The 19,931-nt window shown below is 68.1% G+C and carries 21 protein-coding genes and 1 pseudogene; 11 read left to right on the top strand and 11 right to left on the bottom strand.

Going from position 1 to position 19,931, the window contains the following annotated elements; genetic code table 11:
* Window positions 1-565, bottom strand: a pseudogene (locus KBZ19_RS12525) (photosystem II q(b) protein); the annotation flags it as partial.
* A gap of 578 nt (window positions 566-1,143) precedes the next feature.
* Between KBZ19_RS12525 and KBZ19_RS12520 the strand changes: the two are divergent.
* Genes KBZ19_RS12520 through KBZ19_RS12510 form a run of 3 tightly spaced genes read left to right on the top strand, consistent with a single transcriptional unit; the run spans window position 1,144 to window position 2,116 of the window.
* Complete coding sequence (locus KBZ19_RS12520; protein ID WP_198948278.1) at window positions 1,144-1,281, top strand: hypothetical protein; 138 nt, start codon at window positions 1,144-1,146, stop codon at window positions 1,279-1,281.
* A gap of 42 nt (window positions 1,282-1,323) precedes the next feature.
* Complete coding sequence (locus KBZ19_RS12515) at window positions 1,324-1,653, top strand: hypothetical protein (RefSeq protein ID WP_094512780.1); 330 nt, start codon at window positions 1,324-1,326, stop codon at window positions 1,651-1,653.
* A 31-nt stretch (window positions 1,654-1,684) separates the two neighbouring features.
* The gene (locus KBZ19_RS12510; protein ID WP_094512779.1) at window positions 1,685-2,116 is read left to right on the top strand and encodes a hypothetical protein; all 432 of its coding nucleotides are present in this window, start codon (window positions 1,685-1,687) and stop codon (window positions 2,114-2,116) included.
* A gap of 12 nt (window positions 2,117-2,128) precedes the next feature.
* Here the strand turns inward: KBZ19_RS12510 and KBZ19_RS12505 are convergent, their stop codons facing one another.
* Window positions 2,129-3,094 (bottom strand): aspartoacylase, encoded by a 966-nt coding sequence (locus KBZ19_RS12505; protein ID WP_255101138.1) that lies wholly within the window; start codon window positions 3,092-3,094, stop codon window positions 2,129-2,131.
* An 86-nt stretch (window positions 3,095-3,180) separates the two neighbouring features.
* Between KBZ19_RS12505 and KBZ19_RS12500 the strand changes: the two genes are divergently transcribed.
* The 4 genes from KBZ19_RS12500 to KBZ19_RS12485 all read left to right on the top strand — a co-directional run bounded on the left by KBZ19_RS12500 (window position 3,181) and on the right by KBZ19_RS12485 (window position 7,149).
* A complete protein-coding gene (locus KBZ19_RS12500; protein WP_094512826.1) occupies window positions 3,181-4,149 on the top strand; it encodes a glutathione S-transferase C-terminal domain-containing protein in 969 nt (322 codons plus the stop codon).
* Complete coding sequence (locus tag KBZ19_RS12495) at window positions 4,146-4,814, top strand: DUF2301 domain-containing membrane protein (protein ID WP_255101137.1); 669 nt, start codon at window positions 4,146-4,148, stop codon at window positions 4,812-4,814. Before KBZ19_RS12500 ends, KBZ19_RS12495 begins: the two co-directional genes overlap by 4 nt.
* Complete coding sequence (locus KBZ19_RS12490) at window positions 4,811-6,784, top strand: ABC-F family ATP-binding cassette domain-containing protein (RefSeq protein ID WP_255101136.1); 1,974 nt, start codon at window positions 4,811-4,813, stop codon at window positions 6,782-6,784. Before KBZ19_RS12495 ends, KBZ19_RS12490 begins: the two co-directional genes overlap by 4 nt.
* Window positions 6,785-6,930: 146 nt before the next feature.
* Window positions 6,931-7,149, top strand: a complete 219-nt coding sequence (locus tag KBZ19_RS12485; protein WP_094512775.1) for a Calvin cycle protein CP12 — start codon at window positions 6,931-6,933, stop codon at window positions 7,147-7,149.
* Here the strand turns inward: KBZ19_RS12485 and cgtA are convergent.
* Window positions 7,137-8,156, bottom strand: a complete 1,020-nt coding sequence (gene cgtA, locus KBZ19_RS12480; protein ID WP_255101135.1) for an Obg family GTPase CgtA — start codon at window positions 8,154-8,156, stop codon at window positions 7,137-7,139. The genes KBZ19_RS12485 and cgtA overlap by 13 nt on opposite strands.
* Window positions 8,157-8,220: 64 nt before the next feature.
* Between cgtA and KBZ19_RS12475 the strand changes: the two genes are divergently transcribed.
* Entirely contained in the window at window positions 8,221-9,480 is a 1,260-nt protein-coding gene (locus tag KBZ19_RS12475; protein WP_094512773.1) for an ABC transporter ATP-binding protein, read from the top strand.
* Between the two features lie 151 nt (window positions 9,481-9,631).
* Here KBZ19_RS12475 and KBZ19_RS12470 read toward each other — a convergent pair whose 3' ends face one another.
* From KBZ19_RS12470 to KBZ19_RS12450, 5 genes are all read right to left on the bottom strand, one after another.
* Window positions 9,632-12,028 carry an endonuclease MutS2 gene (locus tag KBZ19_RS12470; RefSeq protein ID WP_255101134.1) on the bottom strand — a complete coding sequence of 799 codons (2,397 nt, stop codon included), beginning with the start codon at window positions 12,026-12,028 and terminating at the stop codon, window positions 9,632-9,634.
* A complete protein-coding gene (locus tag KBZ19_RS12465) occupies window positions 12,025-12,507 on the bottom strand; it encodes a VOC family protein (RefSeq protein WP_094512771.1) in 483 nt (160 codons plus the stop codon). The genes KBZ19_RS12470 and KBZ19_RS12465 overlap by 4 nt, the downstream gene beginning before the upstream one ends.
* Before the next feature lie 61 nt (window positions 12,508-12,568).
* The gene (locus tag KBZ19_RS12460; protein ID WP_255101133.1) at window positions 12,569-12,832 is read right to left on the bottom strand and encodes a hypothetical protein; all 264 of its coding nucleotides are present in this window, start codon (window positions 12,830-12,832) and stop codon (window positions 12,569-12,571) included.
* Window positions 12,814-13,815 (bottom strand): porphobilinogen synthase, encoded by a 1,002-nt coding sequence (gene hemB, locus KBZ19_RS12455; protein ID WP_255101132.1) that lies wholly within the window; start codon window positions 13,813-13,815, stop codon window positions 12,814-12,816. Before hemB ends, KBZ19_RS12460 begins: the two co-directional genes overlap by 19 nt.
* Window positions 13,816-13,886: 71 nt before the next feature.
* Window positions 13,887-14,867, bottom strand: a complete 981-nt coding sequence (locus tag KBZ19_RS12450) for a DnaJ C-terminal domain-containing protein (protein WP_094512768.1) — start codon at window positions 14,865-14,867, stop codon at window positions 13,887-13,889.
* Between the two features lie 149 nt (window positions 14,868-15,016).
* On the opposite strand from KBZ19_RS12450, the gene KBZ19_RS12445 reads away from it, so the two are divergent.
* A complete protein-coding gene (locus KBZ19_RS12445; RefSeq protein WP_233132951.1) occupies window positions 15,017-15,463 on the top strand; it encodes a hypothetical protein in 447 nt (148 codons plus the stop codon).
* On the opposite strand, the gene KBZ19_RS12440 is transcribed toward KBZ19_RS12445, so the two are convergent.
* Both KBZ19_RS12440 and KBZ19_RS12435 read right to left on the bottom strand, forming a co-directional pair.
* Window positions 15,441-16,136: a GAP family protein gene (locus tag KBZ19_RS12440; protein WP_094512767.1), complete on the bottom strand. Its 696-nt coding sequence runs from the start codon at window positions 16,134-16,136 to the stop codon at window positions 15,441-15,443. The two genes, KBZ19_RS12445 and KBZ19_RS12440, sit on opposite strands and share 23 nt — an antisense overlap.
* A gap of 5 nt (window positions 16,137-16,141) precedes the next feature.
* Window positions 16,142-16,675: a hypothetical protein gene (locus KBZ19_RS12435; RefSeq protein WP_255101131.1), complete on the bottom strand. Its 534-nt coding sequence runs from the start codon at window positions 16,673-16,675 to the stop codon at window positions 16,142-16,144.
* Between the two features lie 111 nt (window positions 16,676-16,786).
* On the opposite strand from KBZ19_RS12435, the gene KBZ19_RS12430 reads away from it, so the two are divergent.
* Window positions 16,787-16,996 carry a hypothetical protein gene (locus tag KBZ19_RS12430; protein ID WP_094512765.1) on the top strand — a complete coding sequence of 70 codons (210 nt, stop codon included), beginning with the start codon at window positions 16,787-16,789 and terminating at the stop codon, window positions 16,994-16,996.
* 41 nt (window positions 16,997-17,037) lie between these two features.
* Here the strand turns inward: KBZ19_RS12430 and KBZ19_RS15135 are convergent, their stop codons facing one another.
* The gene (locus tag KBZ19_RS15135) at window positions 17,038-17,805 is read right to left on the bottom strand and encodes a M23 family metallopeptidase (RefSeq protein ID WP_255101130.1); all 768 of its coding nucleotides are present in this window, start codon (window positions 17,803-17,805) and stop codon (window positions 17,038-17,040) included.
* Between the two features lie 864 nt (window positions 17,806-18,669).
* Between KBZ19_RS15135 and KBZ19_RS12420 the strand changes: the two genes are divergently transcribed.
* The gene (locus KBZ19_RS12420; protein ID WP_255101129.1) at window positions 18,670-19,884 is read left to right on the top strand and encodes a site-specific integrase; all 1,215 of its coding nucleotides are present in this window, start codon (window positions 18,670-18,672) and stop codon (window positions 19,882-19,884) included.
* The last annotated feature ends 47 nt before the right edge of the window (window positions 19,885-19,931 follow it).

The raw sequence follows: 19,931 nt of genomic DNA, 5'->3' as shown, positions 1-19,931 counted from the left end.
CCGCCTGGAACACCAGCATGAAGTTGAAGGTGCCGGAGATGCCGAGGGGCATGCCGTCAGAGAAGGAACCCTGACCGAAGGGGTAGATCAGGAACACGGCGGAAGCAGCGGCCACAGGAGCGCTGTAAGCGACGCAGATCCAGGGGCGCATGCCGAGGCGGTAGGAGAGTTCCCACTCGCGGCCCATGTAGCAGAAGATGCCGATCAGGAAGTGGAACACCACCAGCTGGTAAGGACCGCCGTTGTACAGCCACTCATCGAGGCTGGCGGCTTCCCAGATGGGGTAGAAGTGCAGGCCGATGGCGTTGCTAGAAGGAACAACGGCGCCGGAGATGATGTTGTTGCCGTACATCAGGGAACCGGCGACCGGCTCACGGATGCCGTCGATGTCGACAGGGGGGGCAGCGATGAAGGCCACGATGAAGCAGATCGTGGCGGCCAGCAGGGTGGGGATCATCAGCACACCGAACCAGCCCACATAGAGGCGGTTGTTGGTGGAGGTGACCCACTCGCAGAACTGGCTCCATGCAGACGCGCCTTGGCGCTGCTGAAGAGTGGTGGTCATGAGAGCGTTGGGTGTGGCCCCCGAAGGGGTCGGTTAAGTAAGGCGAAAGCGTCGGGGGAACGTCCCCTCCGCAGGCCGGAGCCTTTCGCCTGACGCAATGTAACAGCACATTGCGGGATGTGTGGGGCGCTTAAGGTTTGGCTTCGGTTTCAGTCTCGACGGTTCAACGCGTTCAGGCCAGACGCTTTCAACCTCGAAGCTTTCGGGTTCGAAGCATTCAGACCTGAAGCGCTCAGGCAAGCCGTCTGAATCCCCGAAGCGTTCAGGTTCAACCTGTTGTCAGGCGCGAAGGCTCCCTGCTCCGGCGCGAACCGACGGGGCCCAGCTCGCAGACGCAAACTTCAGCGGCTTGGCCTGCGATCAAGGAGAGCGGTGCACGGCGGCTGTGGCCGGCAGACACGAGGGTTTCAGTGCCTGGCAGGCGATCGAAACGCCACCCCAGCACTGGGCCCGGGCAGCACAGCGGAGGCTGCACCCCAAAACAGACGCGGGGTGGGGGTCATGAATCGACCACATAGCGACCGCGCCACAGGCAGCGGGCTTAAGGTTTTCTTTGTATTCCCGGCCACCCGCACCCCATGGTTCTGATTTGCTGGGACCTGCACGGAAACCGTTGCACCGAAACGGTTCCTGTCCACCAAGCCCGCCACCGCCGCCTGCAGCTCGAGCAGCAGGGCGCCGTCGTCTATTGGAGCGAGCGGCTGGCCAACGGCTAGTCCGATTGCTAGGAGTGCATCGACCTGACCGCGCTTCCAGCGATGTCGTTGCCTGCACCATCAAGACTCACCCTCACGGTGCTCGCACTCGGGGTCAGTGCCGCCGGCCTCACTGGCTGTTTCAAAACAGCGGACCAGACGCCTGAACGGCTGGATCGGGTCGAACTCAGGCTCCAGCAGCTGGAGCAGCGGCTGGCTGCTCCCTCCCGCCCCAACCCTGCCGACCCCGCAGGCAAACCGCCTGCCGGCGTCGTCAAGTCGCTCACCTTCCGTATGGGTAGCCAGGACGACCGGCTCAGGATTTACTGGGCAGATGGATCCAGCTCCGACCTTCCCTGCACCAAGGAGCAAGGCACCTGGGTCTGCGGTTGATCTCCGGCGCCCCTGCCGCTCTTTTCCCCTGATGCGACTCTCCCCCGTTCTCCTGGGCGCCAGCCTGCTGCTGTCGGCCTCCGCCGTGATCGGCCAAACCACCGATCCCTACAACACCTTCCCCTTCACCCGCCAGCGGGCCACCAACCTGGCCCGCATGCAGGCCGAGAAACTCAATGGCGGGCTCAGCGTTTACCGCCCTGACGCCTGCATGTACAACCGTGCCGCCGGCAACTGCCTGATCAAGGCCGATGCCGAGGGTTACACCTTCCGTTTTCTGGGAGGCCCTCCTGGCTGGCAGGTGCTCGGCCTGCCGCCGAACACCGAAACCGAGCTGAGGATTTCGGCCGATGGCCGCCAGGTTCTTGGCGTGGTCTACAACGGCGTTCCCCGGCCCACCCCCGCCCCCCAGGCAGCTCCGCTGAATCAGGCCAGCCCCGATGGTGGCCAGGCCCCTCGCTGAGCGCCTCACCCTTCAACGGGCACAAGCGAGATCCCGGGCCAGCTGCTGGAGGGCTTCCCCCCACTCCTGGCTGCTGGGCCACCGCTCCCGCCTGGTGAGGCTCAGAGCGATGCCCTTCTCGCCGTAGGCCGCTTCGTTGATGAACACCGGCCAGGTGCAATCTCCTGCTGCCATGGCAGTGCCGATCATGCCGGCCGCTTCCGCCTCGAACGGCACGGTGGCCCCATCGGCGCCTTGAAACAGGGGATCGCCGAGCTGCAAGGGCTGCCAATCGCGGTGCTGACGACTGGGATGCAGGCAGCAGGCCGGACGGCCATCCGGATGGCGCGGCAGATCGAGGCTGCAAAGGTGGCGGTGGACGGTGAGAGCCACCGGCAGCCGTAGCGACCCGGCGCGTGCCGCTGCCAGGGTGGCCAGCGCCGCCTCCACGGCCAGGGCCGTCTGGTGGCAGATGGTGGCGGTGATCACCCCCTGCGGCACCGGACCCACCTCGATCACCACACCGCAGGGCCAACGCTCCACCAGAAAGCCGCTCTGGGCGGGGTCGCCCTCGTGCAGGTAGATCGGCAGCCCCAGCTGCGCCTGAATGCCGGCGGCCAGGGCCAGGTCGGTGGGGCGGCGCCCGTAGAGCACCAGGGAGCTGCCCATCGCCGCCGTGGTGCTGTGCAGATCGAGAACCACCCCGCAGGGATTGGCGCCTGTGGGCCCGAAATCGGCGAGCAGCTGGCGCGCCCGCAGCAGCTCCAGGGAGCTGCGCTCGGAATCCGCCAGAGCCTCCAGGCCAAAGGAACGATTGAGATCGTGATCGAGGTACCGCACCCCTGCCGCCAGAGCCGCGGGATTGCCCACCGCCAGCTCCACCGCCAGCCCGGCGCGGTCGAGGTGGGCGGGGTGGCGGCCCCAGTGCTCCAGCAGCCAGGGGGCATTGCGTTCGTTGCCGTGGGTTCCGCCCACCACCAGCACCTTGTCTGCGGCCATTTGCGCCCGTCCCTGCGAACACCTGCGCCACAGGCTGGCAGGGGATCCCGGCCAGGCCAGAGTCGGAGCACTCGCCCGTAGTGGAAATGGCCGTTCCTCCGCCCGTGGTGGCCTGCGTTCGCGCGGCCTGGCGCTGGCAATGGCAACAGCTGATGGGTGGATTGGGCCCCGCCGACGCCGAGGGCAACTACTGCCGTCCCGCCGGGGCCTTCGCCGTGCTGCCGCCCCTGCCGGCCACAGCCGGCACCAGCGCGGGCCATGTGCTGATCGTGGGCCGCAGCTGCCCATGGGCCCATCGCGCCTGGCTGGTATGGACCCTGCGCCAGCTGCAATCGACGATTGATCTGGTGGTTGTGGAACCGGACCCCGGCGCCGGCCGCTGGCAGTTCTCAGCGCCCTTCGAAGGGGCCCAGGCTCTGGCCGACCTCTACAGCAGCTGCGGAGCTCCAGCGACCGCGCCGGCTTCGGTGCCGGTGCTCTACGACCGCGCCGAGCGCCGCATCGTGGTGAATGAGAGCGCGCGGCTGATCGAGCTGCTCAACCGCTGGCCGGCACCGGAGGGGGTGCCCGATCTTGAACCTGCCGATCAGAGCGAGCGCCGCGATGCCTGGCGCCAGCGCCTGCAGGGAGACGTCAATGACGGCGTGTACCGCTGCGGCTTCGCCCGCAACCAGGCGGCTTACAACCGCGCCGAGTCAGCCCTGTTCGAGGCCCTCGAGGCCGCCGAGGCGGAGCTCCAGGCCGCTGGGCCCTGGCTGTGCGGCACCGCCCCCAGCCTCGCCGACGTGGTGCTGTTCCCCACCTTGATTCGCCTGGAACTGGTCTATGCCCCCCTGTTCGGCTGCAGCCGCCGGCCGCTCTGGCAATTCCCCGCCCTATGGGGCTGGCGGAGCCGCTTCCATGCGATCGAAGGAGTCGCCAAGACCTGCTTCCCCATGGCGTGGCGGCAGGATTACTTCGGTGCTCTGTTTCCACTGCACCCCTCCGGGATCATTCCGGCCGGCCCCGACCTGACCACACTGGTGAAGGCTTCTCCCCTCGAGATGATGCGATGAACGCCCGATCGATCGATCCCAGCGCCAGCACCGATCCGGTGTTCGAGGGTGTCTACGGACTGTTCACGATCACGGCCGAGGACCGGCGTGAGGTGCTCGGCTATCGCCTCGCTCTGCTGGCGCTCGCGATCGCGGAGCTGGCCCTGCTGTGGCAGTGGCAACGCTTCGGCGGGGTCTGGTCGTGGCCGTGGCTGGTCGTGATGGCGGCAGGGCTGGGGCTGGCGCTGCAGTGGATTCACATCTACCTGCGGCCTCTGCACCGGGCGCTGCAGCTGTTCTGGCTGCTGGGCTGCGCCGGTGCTGTGGGACTGGCGCTGCGGGTGGGCCCCGACGCCATGCTCGACACGCTGGCGGCCGATCCCCGCTGGATCTGGGCGATCGGCCCCTTCTTCGCCGCCCAGGCCGGCATCGGCTTCAAGGAGTTCTTCTGCTTTCAGCGGCCGGAGGCGATCGGCGTGACCCTCGTGCTGCCCGTGGCCCTGCTGGGCCGGCTCAGCGGACTGCTGGATCCCCGCCAGACGTTCGGGTTGCTGCTGCTGCAGGCGGCCCTGTTGCTGGTGCTGTGCCTGCGAAAATTCCCGATGGCGGCGCAGGCTGATGTGGGTGACAAAAGCGTGTTCGCCCATCTCGAGGCCCAGGCCCAGGCGCAGGGCGTCAGCCGATGAGCCTGATCAGCCTGGTGGGGGTCGCCAAGGACTTCGGCATCAAGACCCTCTTCCGCGACCTCACCCTGCACGTGGGCGAGCGCGATCGGCTCGGGCTGATCGGCCCGAACGGCGCCGGCAAATCGACCCTGCTCAAGGTGCTCGCCGGGGTGGAGCCGGCGGGGGAAGGGGAACGCCGCTGCTCGCCCCGCCTGAACGTGGTGCTGGTCGACCAGGACCCCACGCTCGACCCCCAGCGCACCGTGCTGGAGCAGGTGTTCGCCGGCAGTGGCGAGAAGACGGAGCTGCTGCGGCGCTTCACCGCGGTGAGTGAGGCGCTGGCCGGGTCGTCCGGGGCCAGGCACGACGCCCTGCTGGCGGAGCTGGGCGATCTGCAGAGCCGCATGGACCACTGCCAGGCCTGGGATCTGGAGCAGCAGTGCCGCGAGGTGCTCGACCGGCTCGGCATCCGCGACACCCAGCGCAAGGTGGGGGAGCTCTCCGGTGGCTTCCGCAAGCGCCTGGCCCTGGCCTCCGCACTGGTGGCTGAGCCGGACGTGCTGCTGCTGGATGAACCCACCAACCACCTGGATGCCGACTGCATCGAATGGCTGCAGAACCACCTGGACCGCTTCCGCGGCGCCCTGGTGCTGGTCACCCACGACCGCTACGTGCTCGACCGGGTCACCCGCCGCATCGTGGAGGTGGACCGGGGCGAAGCCCGCACCTATGAGGGCAACTACGCCAGCTACCTGCAGATCAAGGCGGGTGAGGAGGCCGCCGAAGCAGCCAGTGCCGCCAAGTTCAAGGGAGTGCTGAGGCGCGAACTGGAATGGCTGCAACGCGGACCGCAGGCCCGCAGCACCAAGCAGAAGGCCCGCATCCAGCGGATCGAGGCGATGCGGGAGGCGCCGGTGCGCGCCGGCAAGGACCAGCTCAGCCTGGCCACCACCAGTCGGCGGCTGGGCAAGCGGGCGATCACGGCGGAGCATCTCAGCGTGTGGGCGCCGCAGGGCCCGGCCGGGGCAGAGGCGGCCACCACGCCCACCACCCCGAGCGGCACGCCGTTGCTGCGCGACTTCAGCTACGACTTCAGCCCGGAAGACCGGGTGGGCATCATCGGCCCGAACGGCTCCGGCAAGTCCACCCTGCTCGACCTGATCGCCGGGCGGCGCCAGGCCCAGCAGGGCCGCCTGGAGCTGGGCAGCACCGTGCAGCTGGCCTACTTCGACCAGCAGACCGACGATCTGTTCGCCGGCAAGGGCATGGAGCGCAAGGTGATCGATTTTGTGCAGGAGGCAGCCAGCCGGATCGATCTGGGCGGTGTGCAGGTGAGTGCGTCCCAGCTGCTGGAGCGCTTCCTGTTTCCCCCCGCCCAGCAGCACAGCCCGATCGGCAAGCTCTCCGGGGGCGAGCGGCGGCGGCTCTGCCTGTGCCGGCTGCTGATTCAGGCGCCCAACGTGCTGCTGCTCGACGAACCCACCAACGACCTGGACGTGCACACGCTCACGGTGCTGGAAGACTTCCTCGAGGATTTCCGCGGCTGCGTTGTGGTGGTGTCCCACGACCGCTACTTCCTCGATCGCACCGTGGACCGGCTGTTCTGCTTCGAGGGCGGGGTGCTGCGGCGCTTCGAGGGCAACTACAGCGCCTACCTGGCCCAGTCCGCCCAGGCCGCGGCCAAACCCTCACCGGCGCCCACTGCAGCGCCGCCCACGCCTGAAGCGTCCGCCCCGCCAGCCAGGGGAACGGGCGAACGCACCGAGAGGCCCCGGCGCCGCAGCTACCGGGAAAGCCGCGAGCTGGCGGATCTGGAGCAGCAGTTGCCGGGCTGGGAGGAGCGCCGCAGCCGGCTCGAAGCAGAGCTGGCCGGCGGCGGGCAGGGCGACTACGCCCGGCTGGAGAGCCTCACCCAGGAACTGGCCGCCCTGGTGGAACGCATCCATGCCGGCGAGGAGCGATGGCTGGAACTGAGTGATCTGCCGGCCTGAGACCAGGGCAAAACCACCCGCTGGCACAGGGATCTACCCCATGCTGGCGGGGGGTTGATGAGCTGGAGCCCACACGGCCCGGCGAAGCTGGCGCACGACCCGTAGGGTGGACTGGAAAAATTCGGTTGCCGCAGGTCGGCCGTCTTATGACTTCCATCGACGAGCACATCCTCAAGGACCAGATCGAAATCGAAACAGCCAAGGCCACGGGCAACGAGGCCAAGGTTCGTCACCTTGAGGAAGAGCTCAAGTCTTTGCAGGAATACAAGACCCATCACCCCGAGGACAATCACGATCCCAATTCGCTCGAGGTCTACTGCGACCTGAACCCTGAAGCCCCTGAGTGCCGCGTCTACGACGACTGAGCCACCAGGGCCTGTTCGCTGCGGTCGAGTTCCTTCCAGACCGCTTCCAGCAATCGATCGAGCCCCTGACGCGTTGCCCCGGAGATGGCCAGCACCTCCCGGGGCCAACGCTCGTTCAGCGCGTTTGAAGCTGCTGCCAGGGCATCTTCATCCAGCAGTTCCACTTTGTTAATGGCCAGCAGCCGGGGGCGATCGGCCAGCCCATGGCCGTAGGCGACCAGCTCCGCTTCCACCACCGCCAGGTCGTGGGCCACATCCGCGCTGGAGCCATCCACGAGGTGCACCAGCAGTCGGGTGCGCTCAATGTGGCGGAGAAAGTCGTGGCCCAGCCCCGCGCCCTGGGCGGCGCCGGCGATCAGACCGGGGATGTCGGCGAACACCGTGCCATCCCCACTGGGTTTGCGCACCACACCGAGATTCGGGATCAAGGTGGTGAAGGGGTAATCGGCGATCTTCGGCTTGGCGGCCGACAGCACACTGATGAGGGTGCTCTTACCGGCATTCGGCAGGCCGATGATGCCGACCTCCGCCAGCAGCTTGAGTTCGAGCTGCAGTTGCCGCTCTTCCCCGTCCTTGCCTTCGGTGAACTTCTCGGGGGCCCGGTTGCGATTGCTCAGGTAGTGGGCGTTGCCCAGCCCGCCGCGGCCTCCAGCCGCCACCCGCAAGCGATCCCCTGGCTCGATCAGATCGCCGAGCAGGGCTTCGGTGTCAGGGTCGCGCACCTCGGTGCCGCAGGGCACCCGCACCACGAGATCCTCCCCGCCGGCGCCGGAGCAGCGGTTCGGGCCGCCGCGGCGGCCTTCCGGGGCGGCAAACAGCCGCTTGTATTTGAAATCCAGCAGGGTCTGCAGGTTGGCATCGGCCTGCAGCCATACGGCCCCACCATGGCCGCCATCACCGCCGGAAGGACCACCGGCCGGCACATATTTTTCCCGACGAAACGCGACGATGCCGTCGCCGCCCCGGCCGCCCTGGACCGCTATGCGGGCTTGATCGATGAACTGCAAGGAATCCCTTAACGAAGGCCGAACCTGAGGCCAACCCTAGGATCGGCCGGTCAGAGGCTCCGTCTTGGCAGAGGTTCGCTTCCAGCAGGTCAGCAAAACATTTCCACCACGGCGGGGCAGCCAGCCTGTGGAGGTGCTTCGCCAGCTCGACCTCGACGTGCCCGATGGTGAATTCCTGGTGCTGGTGGGTCCCTCCGGCTGCGGCAAAAGCACTCTGTTGCGCATCCTGGCGGGCCTGGAAACCCCCACCGATGGTGAAGTGCTGGTGGGCGGGAGGCCCGTGAGTGGCCTGCGCCCGGCCCAGCGGGACGTGGCGATGGTGTTTCAGAGCTACGCGCTCTACCCGCACCTGAGCGTGGCCGACAACATCGGCTTCGGGCTGCGGCGCAGCCGTCCCCGCAGCGTGGCCCAGCAGCTGCAGGACAGCCTGCATCGCTGCAGCCGCGGGCTGCCCGCCCCCCTGCGCCTGCCCTCGAAGCGTGAGCAGCGCATCGAGGCACGCATCGCCGGGGTGGCCGAGGAGTTGGGCCTCACGCCCCTGCTCGACCGGCGTCCCAAGGAGTTGTCCGGCGGCCAGAAGCAGCGGGTGGCCCTGGGGCGGGCGATCGCCCGGGAGCCCGCCGTGTTCCTGATGGATGAGCCGCTCAGCAACCTCGACGCCAAGTTGCGCACGGGCACCCGCGCCCAGATCGTGGCGCTTCAGAAGCGGCTGGGCACCACCACGCTCTACGTGACACACGACCAGGTGGAGGCGATGACGATGGGGCATCGCATCGCCGTGCTCAACCAAGGCCGGCTGCAGCAGCTGGGCACGCCGATGGAGCTCTACACCTGGCCTTCGAATCTGTTCGTGGCCCAGTTCATCGGCAGCCCACCGATGAATCTGCTGCCGGTGCAGGCCGCAGGTGGCGATCAGATTCAGCTCGATGCCCGTCGCTTCCTGGTGGAAGGCCCGATGGCCGCCGCCCTGGCCTCCCATGCCGCCCGTGGAGTTTCCACGCCCCTTACAGGCGGGCTCCGGCCGGAGCATCTGAAGCTGGCACCGGCCACCAACCGGAATCTGCCGGGCGACGTCACCCATGTGGAGGCGCTCGGCAATGAACTGCTGATCAGCGCCCGGCTTCTGGAGGGCGGCCATCTGGTGCAGCTGCGGGCCGACCCCTCCCAGCGGGTGGTGCCGGGGCAGCGGATCCACATCGACGTGGACCCCAGCGGCTGGCGGCTGTTCGATGCCGCCGGGGAGGCACTGGCACTGCCACCGACCACCACCGCCGGCCCCGAGCGCACGGGGCCGGAACCTCAACTGCCCGTGCTCGATCTCTGAGCCCAGCAGGGCGGAGGTGCATAAGGGGAAGACCACCTCGTTAACGGGTCAGCCATTTCAAGAGTGAAATGCCCCCGGGTCGTTCCCACCCTGCACACTCTCAGCCCCGGTCTGGCACTCACCATCACCGGTGTTGTAGTGATCTGAGGCTTCATGCCACCCAGACCACACTGCAGCCTGGGCCACCGTCACCCTGCTCCGCATCGCTCACCCGCTCCACGTAGGGCACGGTGTCCAGCCACTGGCGCAGGCCACGCTTGAGCTTGCCGCTGCCGATGCCGTGGATCACCCACACCGGCCCTTCCGCCGCGCGTAGCCGTTCCTCCACGGCTGCCTCCGCTTCGTGCACCCGCAGGCCGCGCACGTCCACGGTGTTGCGTTCGGTGCGCACCTGGGCGCTGCCGCCGCTGCGGCCGGGCTGGCGGCGCACCTGCACCACAGGCGGCTCCGGTGGCGCCGGCTTCTCGCCACTGAGGGATTCCACCCCGTCGAGCGGCACGGTGAGCCGCAGCACGCCGCAGCGCACCGTGAGCTCCTGGCCGTCGGTGGCAATCTCCAGCACTTCCGCCGCCTTGCCGAGCGAGAGCACGCGAATCCGCTCCCCCAAAGAGGGCCGCCAGCCGCGGTGCTGGCGGCGTTCCGGCTGAGGCTGATGTTCCTGCTGCAGGCGCTTGAGCCGTTGGCCCGCCTGACGCGCCTCCTCCCCATCGGTGTCGCCCTGGCGAAGACGGCGGATGATGCGGCGCACTTCCCGCTGGCCATCGCGGATCGAGTGTTCCAGCTGGCGGCGCCGCTGCTCCTGCAGTTCCGCAGACTGCTCCTGTTGGTGCTGCCAACGCTGCAGCAGTTCCTCGTGCAACAGCTCGGTGCGCACCAGCAGCACAGCCGCCTCTTCGGCAGCCTCCTGCTGGCGGCGCCGCTGATCCTCCAGGCCACGGATCACCTGGTTCAGCTCCCCTTCCCCCTTCGGCGCCAGCAGGGCGGTGGCGCCCTCGATCACGGCCGGCTCCAGGCCGAGGCGGCTGGCAATGGCCAGGGCGTTGCTGCGGCCCGGAATGCCCCACTGCAATTGATAGGTGGGCGAGAGGGTTTCGACGTCAAAGCCCACCGAGGCATTCTCGAAGCGGGCATCCTCGTACTTGAGCGCCTTCAGCTCACCGAAGTGGGTGGTGGCGATGGTGAGGCGGGCGCGGGCGGCGAGATGGCGCAGCAGGGCGATCGCCAGGGAGGTGCCCTCGGTGGGGTCGGTGCCGGCACCCACCTCATCGAGCAGCACCAGGGAGGCGCCACCGTGCGTTCCCGGCGGCGGCAGCGCTTCGAGGATGCGCGCGATGCGGCGCACGTGGCCGCTGAAGGTGGAGAGGTTCTGCTGCAGCGACTGCTCATCGCCGATGTCGGCCAGGACAGAGCCGCACCAGGGCAGCCGCGGCGTGCCGCGGCAAGGCAGGAACAAGCCGGCGCGCGCCATCAGGGCCGCCAACCCCACACTTTTGAGCGTGACTGTCTTGCCGCCGGTGTTCGGGCCGGTGATCGCCACCACCCGCAGGTCGCTGCCCACGGTGACCGTGACCGGCACCACCGCCCTGCCGCCCTCGCGCCGCTCCTGCCAGAGCAGCAGCGGATGGCAGAGATCCACGAGCTGGAAGGGGGCCTCGGCAGTGGCGGACAGCTCGGGGCGCACCCCGCCAAGGTCCTGGCCGTAGCGAGCGCGGGCCACGGCGCCATCGAGCTGCACCAGCACCGTCTGCAGGGTGTGGAGGGCATCTGTGTCCGCCGCCACCAGGCTGCTGAGCTCCGCCAGCACCTGTTGCTCGAGCTCGCGCTCCTTTCCTTCCAGCTCCCGCAGCCGGTTGCCCAGGGTGATCACCGCCTGGGGCTCGATGAATACGGTGCTGCCGGAAGCCGAACTGTCGTGCACCAGGCCGCTGAGCTGGGAGGCCGCCCCCGCCTTCACCGCCAGCACTGGCCGGCCGTTGCGTTCGGCGATCACGTTGTCCTGCAGCAGGGGCGCGCAACGCCGAATCAGCTCCTGGAGCCGCTCCCGCCGCTGCTGGCGCAGAGCCGAGAGCTGCAGCCGCAGCGCGGCCAGCGCCGGGCTGGCGCGGTCGGCCACACGCCCGCCTTCCTCGATACAGAAGCGCAGACGCTGCTCCAGCTCCGGCAGGGTGCGCAGGTTCTGCACCAGGCCGCTGGTGACGGGCCGCAGGTCCTCGTCCTCGATCTGGCGGCGCAGGCGGCGGCCGGCCGCCAGGGTGGTGGCCACCTCCAGCAGGGCCTCACCGGAGGCGGTGCCCCCCTTGCTGCAGTGCTGGAGGGTGCCACCGAGATCGGCGACGCCCTGAAAGCTCAGCCCCCCCTCCAGCACGCCATCGAGGCCCAGCAACTCCGTGGTTTCACAGAGCAGGCGCTCGCTCTCGGCGCAGCTGGCGGCGGGCAGCAGGGAGCGGCAGTGGCGGGCACCGGCGCGCGTGCTGGCGAAGCTGGCCAGGTGCTCCGCCAGGCGAGGCCACTCCAGCAGGTCAAGGGCTTCAGCCTCGATCGGGTTCAAGCCAGCCCCTGCACCTGTCCGGCTAGGGCAGCGGCTCCGGTGGCTCCGGCGCCGGCCATGGCGGCTGAGGAGCCATCAGGCAGAGCCGCAGCGATCGGCTCCTCGCCCTGGTTGGAGGGGATGCCTTCGGGAGGCTCGTAGAGCATCTCCAGCCAGTTTCCTTCCGAATCCTGGAGGTAAAAGGAAGCGGTGCCGTCGCGGTGATCATGCAGCGGGCCCACCGGATGGCCAGCGGCGCGCAGCTCGCCGTGAACAACATCCACCTCGGCGCGCTCGCTGAAGTGAAAGGCGAAGTGGGGCCCGGCGGCGGTGTAGGCCGGGCTCAGCAGGGCCACCCCGTCACCGCCGTCGGGGGCCTGCAGATAGGACCAATCGTCGGCTTCCCAGGTGAGGCGCAGGCCGAGGGCCTGATAAAACGCCTTGGCGCGGGCCATGTCCTGCACCCGCAGGGCCACGTGGCCCAGTCTTCGCACCGGCATCGACAGTGTCCTGGTCTTGAGTCCATTCTGAGCCGCCGCAGGCCCCGCGGTGAGGCGGAGCTCAGCGCCGGTCGGCCAGCAGCAGCGACACCCGGCAGACGCAGCCGATCGAGAAGCAGATGGCGGCGCTGCCCAGCAGGCCCCAGCCGGAGGCCTGAAGATTGAAATCCTCAAGGGCGAGCAGGCGCAGGGCGAGCAGCACGAGCAACAGAGCCACCAGCCAGGGGGCCAGCACCCACACCATCAATGGGGAGGGGCGCCGCCGGGCCTGACCAGTGGGGCGAGGTGCCGCCGGCTCGGAGGAGGTCACCGTTCGCTCAGCCATCGGGCCGCATCGCAGGCGTGGTAGGTGAGGATCAGATCGGCACCGGCGCGCTTGAAACAGAGCAGCGTTTCGAGCACCACGGCGCGCTCGTCGATCCAGCCGCGCTGGGCAGCCGCCTTCACCATGGCGTACTCGCCACTCACGTTGTAAGCCGCAATCGGCAGTTCCGATTCCTCGCGCAGGCGATGGATGATGTCGAGATAAGCCAGGCCCGGCTTGACCATCAGGATGTCGGCCCCTTCCTGCTCGTCCAGCAAGGCTTCGGTGAGCGCCTCGCGGCCGTTGCCCGGATCCATCTGATACGTGGACTTGTCTTTGGGGATCGGCTTGTTCCCCACCGGACGCGGGGCGGAATCGAGTGCCTCCCGGAAGGGGCCGTAGTAAGCGGAGGCGTACTTGGCGGTGTAGCTGATGATGCCGATGTGCTCAAAGCCTTCTTCATCGAGCGCCTCCCGGATCGCTCCCACCCGGCCATCCATCATGTCGCTGGGGCCGAGCAGATCGGCGCCGGCGCGGGCCTGAGCCACCGCCTGACGGCACAGCTGGGCCACGGTTTCATCGTTCAGCACCACACCTTCGCTGTTGACGATGCCGTCATGGCCATCGCAGGAATAGGGATCAAGAGCGACGTCGGTCATGATCGCCATGGCCGGGTGTTCCTGTTTCAGGCGGCGAATGGCTCGAGGAATCAGCCCACCCTCGTTGAAGCATTCAGCGCCATCTTCCGTTTTGAGGCCATCGGCCACCTTGGGGAAGAGCACCACGCAGCGGATGCCCAGATCCCAGGCGCGGCCCACTTCTTCCACGAGCCCTTCCAGGCTCCAGCGCTGGCAGCCGGGCATGGCCTCAATCGGCTCATTGCTGGCCCCTTCGTGCACGAACAGGGGGTAGATGAAATCGGCGGGGTCGAGTTGAAACTCGCGCACCATCGCTCGAAGAGCCGGGGTGCGGCGCAACCGACGGGGTCGATAGGTGAGTTCCATACGGGCAAACCTGCTGGCCGGATCCTACGGATCAGCGCTCCCCGCCTCGGAGGCCCTCCTGTGGCAGGGGTTCAGAGAATGGCGGCTTTGCACCACTCCCGCCTTGGGTCGGTGCTGCGCGCATCGCGCAGCTGCTCGAGCAGCTTTCGCTCCTGCTGGCTGTAGGTGTCAGGCAGGGCAAGGGTGAGGGTGAGCAACAGATCGCCGCGGCCATCTTTCTGGGGCCAGCCCTTGCCCTTCAAGCGCAGGCTGCGCCCCAGGGGCACACCGGGGGGTACCTGAACGGTGGCATCGCCGTCAGGGGTGATCACCCGGATATCCCCGCCAAGGGCGAGCTCGTCGAGGCTGAGTGGCAGATCGGCCCGTAGCTGATCCCCCTCCAGCTTCCAGACTGGATGCTCCTGCAGGGTGAGGTTGAGGTAGAGGTCGCCGCGCCGGCCGGTGCCGGGCTGGAGGTTGCCTTTGCCCTTGAGGCGCAGGCGGCTGCCGTTCTTCACCCCAGCGGGCACGCGCACCTGAACCCGCTCTTCGTTGACGGCCAGGGTGCGCTCGCAGCCGCGAAAGGCATCGGCAAAGGTGATGGTGATCGTGGCTTCCGCATCCAGCTGGGCGCCGCTAGCGCGGCCGGTGCCTGGAGTGAAGCCGCCGCCGAACCCGGCCGGAAAGCCTCCCGAGAAGCCGAACCCGCCCGGTGCACCCGCGAAGCCACCGGGGCCGGCGGCCCCGCCGAAGCGACCGAGCAGGTCGTTGATGAAGTCGTCGAAGTTGCCGTAGCGGCTGAAATCCACATCGACACCCGGTGCGCCGCCACCGCCCATCTGGCTCCAGTACTGGCCAAACTGTTCATACTTGCGGCGCTTGTCAGGATCGGAGAGCACCTCATAGGCCTCACTGATCTCCTTGAAGCGTGCTTCTGCCGCCGCGTCGCCGGGGTTCACATCCGGATGGTGCTGACGGGCCAGCTTGCGGAAGGAACGCTTGATGGCGTCCGCGTCGGCTCCCCGTTCAAGGCCCAGCACTTTGTAGTAGTCGCGATAGCCGTTGGCGCTCATCGAGGCAGGCTCATCGGCACGTCAGCAAGAACGTTCAGCCTCTCCAGTTTCCCAGCCGGAGCGTCGTGGTGGAAGGCCGGCGGAGGGCGGAAGCCCGAACGCCGCCGTTGGGGCTCTGCCTACGCTGCAGGTCGTGATTGGCGCTGCCGATGCCTTTGCTCGCCGTGGTGCTCGCCCTCAGTGCCCTTGGTGCCCAGCCAGGCCCGGCAGCGCTGGCAGCTGCGCCCGCTGTGGCCTCCGGCTCCAGGCCAGCAACCTCCAGCACCGGCACGCTCGGTGAAGCCCTCAAGCCCTCCAACGCCGAACAACTGGCACTGGTCGACTTTCTGATCCAGCAGGGGGCGGTGTTCTACGGCGCCTGGTGGTGCCCCTACTGCTTCGAGCAGAAGAACCTGTTCGGCACCGAGGCGGGCCGCCGCCTCCCCTACGTGGAATGCGACAAGGACGACGCGGGGCGGCAGCGCTGCAGCAGCGCCGGCGTGCGGGCCTACCCCACCTGGACCCTCAAAGGGGAGCGGCGGGAAGGCCTGCAGACCCTCGAGCAGCTCAAGGCCTGGAGCGGCTTCCGCAGCCCTACAGCCGAGCCAGCCCGTTGACGGTGAGCAGAGCGGCGAACACAAAGCAGAGCGTGGCACTCACCTGGCGCTGATGGCTGTTCAGCCAGCGCCCGAGCCGCTCCAGCAGCTGCTCACCGCGGCGGCCACTGGCCAGCACCAGACACGGCGGCAACAGGGCAGGCAGGAGGGTGAAGCCCACCAGCAATGCCGACAGGCCGGCGCGTTCAGCGGCGTCGAGCGAGGCGCGGGCAAGATCCTGCACCGCCGGAAGAAACAGCGCCAGAGAACTGAGGTTGGCCGCCATCGCCCCCAGACCGAGCCGAAACGCCGACCACGGCGCGGCGGCCCTTGCAGGTGTCGGGGGTGGTGGGGCAACCGCGAGACCAGGCTGTGCACGCAGCAGATTGGCCGCGCCCAGCGACACCAGCAACGCCGCCACGGCCAGATGCAGGGTCGCCGCCACCGGATCCGGCCCCGTGGGGCGGGGCGGCAGCAGATCGCCGACGGCCAGGCCGAGCCCAAGCCAAACGAGGGTGATCACGGCAGCGCCCAACAGGAACGCCCAGGCCCGCGCAAGCCCCAGAGCAGGTGCCAGCAACTGGCGCACCTGCAGCACCAGCACCAGCGGACTCATCGCCGCACCCACTGCCAGTGGCAGCACCGCCGCCAGCACGGCTGCTGCAGAGAGGGTTGTTGACGCAGCGGCCGCCATCGCGCTCAGGTCGCCTGACCGGCCGGTGGCTGGGGCGGGGCGGCCGGTGGGGCGGCCGGCGGCAGCAGCAGGCTGTTGAGGCCAATCAGCAGAAACGACAGCGCACCGACCCCGGCCAGGATTCGCAGCGGCAGCGGCATGCCCGTCCGCTCTGGCATTGCGTCATCGCCCGCCAGCGGAGCACGGGCAGCAACGGCGGCCAGGACGGCCGCCTTGGAGGAGTCAGCGGTGAGGCTGCCGCCTACGACGAGATCCTGCACCAGCGGATGGAAACGGGGCTCGAACCAACGGCGGAACACCCCGTAGCTGCGGTCCTGGGGCCAGAGGTGCTGCACGGGGCACCACACCGCCAGTTCCGTTTCAAAGATCACAGCGTGGGCGCGGCGCAGCAAGCCTTCCGCCTCCGCATCGGTGGCATAGGGAGGGAGCAGATACAGCCCGGCTTCACGCGCGGCTGCTCCCGGCAGCTCCAGGCCGAGCCCTACGGCCCAGTCGAGCAGGGGCTGGCGCGGCACGACGCTCACAGCGCAGCGGTTCAAGGCAGGCATGGCCCTCCCCGGGGCGGCGGGTCCCAGCGTGCCACCGGTCGGCCCCGGCTGCTGCCGCCGGCGCCCTGCCGCGCCATGCTCAGTCCACACCCTTGCGCCGCCATGGGACTCCTCACGCTGTTGATCGCCGCTCTGCTGCTGGGCGGCCTGTGGTGGACACGCATGGGCGCCCCCGCTCCACCCACAGGTGCCGCTCCGACCGGCCCTGCGGCGATGGACGGCAGCCTGCGCCGCGCCCAGGAAGCGGCACGCCAGCAAACCCAGCTGGAGACGCAACGGGAAGACGCCATCATGAAACCACTGCAGCCCTAAGGACCGGGGCTGCGGCATCCGCCTTCTGCAGCCATCGCGGTTCAGCGGCCTACAGCCGCCGCGCCAGCCAGCAGCGGCTCCGCCATCACCGGCCATGGATCCATGGCCACGGTGCGGCCGTCCCGTTGGCGCCGCAGCTCGAAGTGCAGGTGGGGCGTGGTTGCTCTGCCTGTCTGGCCTACCCGGCCGATGCGTTCACCGCTGCTCACACCCTGCCCGGGCACCACGGCCACATCCAAAAGATGCGCATAAAGCGTGAGCCAGCCATCGCCGTGATCGATCACCACCGTGAGGCCGTACCCGCTCACGTCATCCACCAGCCTGGTGGTGCCGGGCAGGGCCGCCAGCACGGCCGATTCAGCGGGCACGATCAGGTCCACACCGGCATGCATCCGCCAGCGACCACGCGACTCTGAGTAACGCCAGCCGTAAGGGTCGAGCTCGGTGGCCGGCACGGCCAGGGGATAGGCCAGCACGGGGCTGTTTCCCAGCGGCACCAGCAGTGGTGGCGGTGGGGGTGGTGGCAGCGGCAGAGTGCCGGCGGCCAGGGGCAGCGGCTCCGGGTGGGGCTGAGGGCCGGGCTGCAGCACGGCCAGCAGGTGCTCTGGCAACGCCTCGTTGGCGCCCAAGTCCGCCACCGGAGTTTCGGCAGGCACGTCCAGCGGCCGCGGCGGCAGAGCGCTCTCGTAGGCAGCCACAGCACCGCAGGTCGCCCAGGTGAGGCAACACAGCGCCAGCAGCAAGGCCAGCGCCTTGCCCCCACCGGCTTCGGCGCGCCTCCGGCCAGGCCGCTGCCGGCTGCGCCGCACGCAAGTGTCAGCTGCCCGCTTCATGTCCGCCATGCCACACAAGCCGGCTCAACGTATCGGCGCTGATCGGCTTGCCAAGGGGCCGCCGGAGCGGCAGCGAAGCTATGCGCCGATGGCCGCGGCAGCGGCCCAGAGCCCATGGCAGCCGCGGCGACCGCGAGATCGCCGCGCCGACAATGGCCCGCACCCTTACCGTGCATCTGCTCGGCTGCTGCTCAAGCCAGACGAACGTCTTCAGCACAGTCATTGGTCGGGCATGCCGACCCGGTTCAACATCGATCGAGATCAGCCCACATCAGAGTGATCCCTGTGAGGTGATCGATTGGGAGTGATCGATAGCGTGCTGCTTCGAATGTGTTGAGCAGATCTTTGCCACCCCGGCGTTTCTGTAAGTGCCGCCGCCAAGGAACTGGCGCTCATGGCGCCAAGGCCGCAGAACACAGACATGCCGGACCCCAACCCATGGGGCAGCAGCGCAGCAGGGCAAATGAACGCGATCAAGAGCGCTTTTCCTGACGTGCGTCCACCTGGCACGGGTGAACGATGATCCCAGGCCAGCTGTTCATCCTGCCGGGCCTGGCCGCACAGATCGGACGGTGATGGACACCACCGCAAGGCAGGCGTTGGGTGCAGCGATCTTCCCCTCGGAAGACCAACAGAACCGCTCAGGAAGGTCCGCTGCAGGCGCCAATGAAATGGGGGCCTTCCAGCCCCCGTGAGTCATTTGGGTGATACAGACCTCAGATCTCTGAGCAAGACTTGAGACTTCCATTGCAACAAAAGACTTCTGGGAACAACAAGGAACTCGGAGTAAGCTGAAAGGGCAATTTTGCACACACCCTGTGTGCAAATCTCTTGGTCGCCATGCCCGCCACCGCCCGCAGCAAGCCCTGGGAGATCGGCTTCCGGGGAGCCGCCAAAGTCGCCAAGGGCTGGACTGTCAGCGAGCATCGGGGTCGCATCCGCCTGCAGGTGCGCCACCCCGGCCAGCCAGCACAGGGGGTTGTGTTGCCCCTTGAGTGGTCTCCGGTATCGGTGAGTCCGGCCCTCCAGCTGATCGGGCGGATCTACAAGCTTGTGGCCAGCAACCAGCACACACTCAGAGGGGCGCTAGCCATCACCCTGGGACTGAGCGACACCATGGCTCCGACCAGCGACTGGGAAGCCATCGCCAACAGCCTGCGGGATGCCCTCCAGAACGGCAGGAACGAGATCTTGGAGCAGACCTGGCGGAGCAACTACGCGCCCTACATCGAGGAGGCGGTCCGTCTGCTCACAGGGTCCAAGCCACCTACCGATGGCCACGACCTTCTCAGGCGCACTCTGATCCGGTGGAGCGGCAAGTCACCAAGCCGTGCGGCCTGCTGCATCGCCCTGCGCAACCTCACGGATCACGCTGTCGCCCGCCATCACCAACCCAGCTGCTGGCGGATCAGCAACGCCAGCGTCAAGGAGCTGCGGGGTCGTCCAGCCGCGAAACGCACCAAAGCCACCCTGGCGGATCAGGAGCTGCTGGACCTGATCGACGCCATCGACGCCCGCAATCCCGGCTGGGCCAACGTGCTTCGGCTGCTCTCCCAGTACGGTCTGAGGCCCACGGAACTCCAGCACCTCACGGTGAAGACGGATGAGGCCGGCAGCAAACGGCTGTGGTGCAGCTATCGCAAAGCCTGCGGGGCGCAAAGAACTGAGCCCCGCTGGCTGATGGCCTGTCCGCTTAAGGATCGGCTCGACAGCCTGGTGGAGTGGAACCTGCCGGGAGCACTCGCCGCGGGCCTGCTGAAGCTTCCCACGAGCTCAGATGGCAGCGTGGCCACGCTGAATGGACATTATTTAGAGCAGTTCCTGGCCAGGCAGCCCGAATGGCGCGCCCTCAAGGAGCAGTGCGAGGCCAGGGGTGAGTGGCTGCGGCCCTATGCCTTTCGGGACAGCTACAGCCTGCGGTGCCATCGCTTTGGTGTGGAAGTAGGGGCTGTGGCGATGGCCATGGGTCACAGCCTGGCGGTGCACTCAAGTAGTTACCGCTGGGCATCAAACGCGACAACAGCCGCCGCATTTCAGGCGGCATTGAGTAAGTAGACAAGGCAATCAGCCATGGGCGCAATCCTGCCATCGGCCACGGCAAC

This window comes from Synechococcus sp. L2F, assembly GCF_024345695.1.
Lineage (GTDB): Bacteria > Cyanobacteriota > Cyanobacteriia > PCC-6307 > Cyanobiaceae > MW101C3.
The sequence above is the reverse complement of the archived record's forward strand: the minus strand, read 5'-3'. Positions and strand labels throughout refer to the sequence as shown.

What these genes read in the sequence shown, in the direction of transcription:
- KBZ19_RS12520 (WP_198948278.1), top strand. Translation starts at nt 1,144, where the DNA reads ATGGTTCTGATTTGCTGGGACCTGCACGGAAACCGTTGCACCGAAACG.
- hemB (WP_255101132.1), bottom strand. Translation starts at nt 13,815, where the DNA reads ATGGAACTCACCTATCGACCCCGTCGGTTGCGCCGCACCCCGGCTCTT.
- KBZ19_RS12505 (WP_255101138.1), bottom strand. Translation starts at nt 3,094, where the DNA reads ATGGCCGCAGACAAGGTGCTGGTGGTGGGCGGAACCCACGGCAACGAA.
- KBZ19_RS12460 (WP_255101133.1), bottom strand. Translation starts at nt 12,832, where the DNA reads ATGGCTGAGCGAACGGTGACCTCCTCCGAGCCGGCGGCACCTCGCCCC.
- KBZ19_RS12495 (WP_255101137.1), top strand. Translation starts at nt 4,146, where the DNA reads ATGAACGCCCGATCGATCGATCCCAGCGCCAGCACCGATCCGGTGTTC.
- KBZ19_RS12510 (WP_094512779.1), top strand. Translation starts at nt 1,685, where the DNA reads ATGCGACTCTCCCCCGTTCTCCTGGGCGCCAGCCTGCTGCTGTCGGCC.
- KBZ19_RS12445 (WP_233132951.1), top strand. Translation starts at nt 15,017, where the DNA reads ATGCCTTTGCTCGCCGTGGTGCTCGCCCTCAGTGCCCTTGGTGCCCAG.
- KBZ19_RS12515 (WP_094512780.1), top strand. Translation starts at nt 1,324, where the DNA reads ATGTCGTTGCCTGCACCATCAAGACTCACCCTCACGGTGCTCGCACTC.
- KBZ19_RS12485 (WP_094512775.1), top strand. Translation starts at nt 6,931, where the DNA reads ATGACTTCCATCGACGAGCACATCCTCAAGGACCAGATCGAAATCGAA.
- KBZ19_RS12450 (WP_094512768.1), bottom strand. Translation starts at nt 14,867, where the DNA reads ATGAGCGCCAACGGCTATCGCGACTACTACAAAGTGCTGGGCCTTGAA.
- KBZ19_RS12500 (WP_094512826.1), top strand. Translation starts at nt 3,181, where the DNA reads ATGGCCGTTCCTCCGCCCGTGGTGGCCTGCGTTCGCGCGGCCTGGCGC.
- KBZ19_RS12465 (WP_094512771.1), bottom strand. Translation starts at nt 12,507, where the DNA reads ATGCCGGTGCGAAGACTGGGCCACGTGGCCCTGCGGGTGCAGGACATG.
- KBZ19_RS12420 (WP_255101129.1), top strand. Translation starts at nt 18,670, where the DNA reads ATGCCCGCCACCGCCCGCAGCAAGCCCTGGGAGATCGGCTTCCGGGGA.
- KBZ19_RS12440 (WP_094512767.1), bottom strand. Translation starts at nt 16,136, where the DNA reads ATGGCGGCCGCTGCGTCAACAACCCTCTCTGCAGCAGCCGTGCTGGCG.
- KBZ19_RS12490 (WP_255101136.1), top strand. Translation starts at nt 4,811, where the DNA reads ATGAGCCTGATCAGCCTGGTGGGGGTCGCCAAGGACTTCGGCATCAAG.
- KBZ19_RS12430 (WP_094512765.1), top strand. Translation starts at nt 16,787, where the DNA reads ATGGGACTCCTCACGCTGTTGATCGCCGCTCTGCTGCTGGGCGGCCTG.